The sequence below is a fragment of the Actinoplanes sp. NPDC051633 genome, from assembly GCF_040681735.1.
In the GTDB taxonomy this organism is placed as follows: domain Bacteria; phylum Actinomycetota; class Actinomycetes; order Mycobacteriales; family Micromonosporaceae; genus Actinoplanes.
In genome coordinates, this window is record NZ_JBFAZH010001212.1 from 1 (window position 1) to 2283 (window position 2283).

The following is a 2283-nucleotide window of genomic DNA, read 5'->3' on the forward strand; positions in this document are numbered from 1 at the left end:
GGGTCGATCTGGGCGGCCAGGGTGATCCGGTGCCCGGCGCGGCCGGCGACTACGAACCGGACAGCATCGTGGTGCTGACCGACGGCTCGAACACCACCGGCGTCGAGCCCGCGGTCGCCGCCGAGCAGGCCGCCGCCCGGCGCCTGCGGGTCTACACGATCGGCTTCGGCACCACCGAGCCCGCCCAGATGATGTGCACGGCCGACCAGGTCAGCGGGGACTCGCTCTTCGGGCCGGGCTCGCGCGGCGGCGGCTTCGGCGGGTTCGGCGGCGGCCGCAACCGCGAGATCGACGAGCAGGCGCTGACCGAGGTCGCCGACATCACCGGCGGGCGCTACTTCAAGGCCGAGGACGCCGACCAGCTCAGCGACGTCTTCGCCGACCTGCCGCGGGAGTTCGGGGTGCGCCGGCAGGACGTGGAGATCACCGTCTGGTTCGTGCTGGCCGGCGTGCTGCTCGCCTTCGCCGGCGCCGGTCTGGCCCTGTGGTGGAACCGCGCCCCCGTCACCCGGCCCGCGCGGGGCTGAGGACCACCACCGGCGTCTCCCGGCCGCGGTGTGCCGTGAAGGCCTGCAGGTCGCCGTACCCGAGGTAGTCGTGGAAGAGCGCCCAGAGCCGGTCCCGCTCCGCGCCGCCGGCCTCGTGCGCCTGCACCGCGCGGCTCCCGCCGGCGAGGTCCACGGCCGCCACGGGGTGGGCGCGCAGGTTGAGCAACCAGGCGGGATCGGCGGGATGCCAGCCGTTCATGGCGAGCGTGACGAGACGATCGCCGTCCTCGATGTAGTTGAGCACGACCGCGCGTTCGCTGCCGGAGCGCCGGCCGGTGGTGCGCAGGCGCATCGTGCCGCAGCGCCGGTCCGCGGTGGGAAGACCCAGGCCGATGCGGTTGCCGGTGATCCGCAGCAGTGCGCGATGGGCCGCCCAGATGAGTCGGATGATCCGCCGTGGCGGAAGTGTGGTGTGCCGGTCGCGGCTGATCAGCGGCTCTGTCATGGCGACATCCCTCGGCTTGTTCCTACGCTGTAGGTCTACGCTGTAGAGCGTAGCCGCCCGGGCCACCGCCGACAAGTAGGATCATCGGGTGCCACGACGTTCCGCCGACCGCGTCACCACCCGTGCCTCAGCCCGTGCCTCAGCGCGACTGAGCCGGGAGGGGATCGTCGCCGCGGCGATCGCGCTCGCCGACGGCGAGGGCCTCGACGTCCTCAGCATGCGCCGCCTGGCCCAGCAGCTCGACGTCGACGCGATGTCGATCTACTACCACCTGCACGACAAGGGCGCCCTGCTCGACGCCATGGCCGACGCCGTGGTGGCCGAGATCGAGCAGGACCCGGCCGCCACAGTGTCGGGTGAGCCGTGGACGGCCGCACTCCGCTCGTTGATCATGGCGGCGCGCCGCGCCATGCTGCGCCACCGGTGGGCCGCCACCCTGCTCGCCGGCCGGCGGTCACCCACCCCCGCGTCCCTGCGGCACATCGAGCGGGCGCTGTCCGTGCTGCGCGGCGGCGGCTGCTCGGTCGATCTCAGCCATCACGCGCTGCACCTGTTCGGCAGCAGGCTTCTCGGGTTCAGCCAGGACCTCTTCGACGACTCCCCCGCCGTCCGGCCGACTCCGGCGGAGGCCGCGGCTCAGGCCGCCGCGCTGGCGCGGGACCACCCGCACGTCGCCGAGCTGGCCGCCGCGGTCACCCATGAGGGCGCGCTCGGCGGCTGCGACGACGACCGCGAGTTCGAGTTCGCGCTCGACATCCTCCTCGACGGCCTCGAACGACGCCGGAGATCAGACGCCGGCCGCACCTGATCGGCCGACTGAACCGGACGGTATACCCGGATTCACATTTTCTAATACACAAGCCTTTGAAGGTTCCGATGTGGGAGCGCTTCCATCACAGGCTCGTAATGGGAATGCATTGATCTCTTGACGCGGTGGACCGCGAGTGTGAACTTGGTCTCAAGCCTCGCGCAGCCCCGGACCCCCGTACCCGACTCCTCCCCCTCATGACGGCTGAGCAGGCGATCCCCTCCTCATTTCGGACATGGAGTAGTCCTGCCCCCTTTCTCACCGCAACCGCGGCACCTCTCACGCAAGGGGAAACGATGACAAACGATCGCGACGACTCACCCGCCGACGCGGGGAACGCTTGGCTTGCCAGCCGGCGAAGCTTTCTCACCCTCGGCGGCCTCGCCATCGGCGGCGCCGTCCTGGGAGGCGCGGCGGGCTGCGGAACGGCACAGACCGGCAACAAGAGCAGCACCGAGGGCAAGGGCCGGGCCGGCGCAGCC

Annotated in this window: 3 protein-coding genes and 1 pseudogene; 3 read left to right on the forward strand and 1 reads right to left on the reverse strand. The window is 71.5% G+C overall.

Annotated elements, in window-relative coordinates:
* A pseudogene (locus AB0M20_RS39130) lies at positions 1-527 on the forward strand (hypothetical protein); the annotation flags it as partial.
* Here the strand turns inward: AB0M20_RS39130 and AB0M20_RS39135 are convergent.
* On the reverse strand, positions 505-993 hold the full coding sequence (locus AB0M20_RS39135) for a nitroreductase/quinone reductase family protein (RefSeq protein ID WP_364306076.1): 489 nt from the start codon (positions 991-993) through the stop codon (positions 505-507). The pseudogene AB0M20_RS39130 and the gene AB0M20_RS39135 sit on opposite strands and share 23 nt — an antisense overlap.
* A gap of 88 nt (positions 994-1081) precedes the next feature.
* Here AB0M20_RS39135 and AB0M20_RS39140 point away from each other — a divergent pair, with 88 nt between their 5' ends.
* Positions 1082-1801, forward strand: coding sequence for a TetR/AcrR family transcriptional regulator C-terminal domain-containing protein (locus AB0M20_RS39140; protein ID WP_364306078.1), 720 nt, complete (start codon positions 1082-1084; stop codon positions 1799-1801).
* A gap of 296 nt (positions 1802-2097) precedes the next feature.
* Positions 2098-2283, forward strand: a 186-nt coding sequence (locus AB0M20_RS39145; RefSeq protein WP_364306079.1) for a hypothetical protein, incomplete at its 3' end; no start/stop codon positions are given.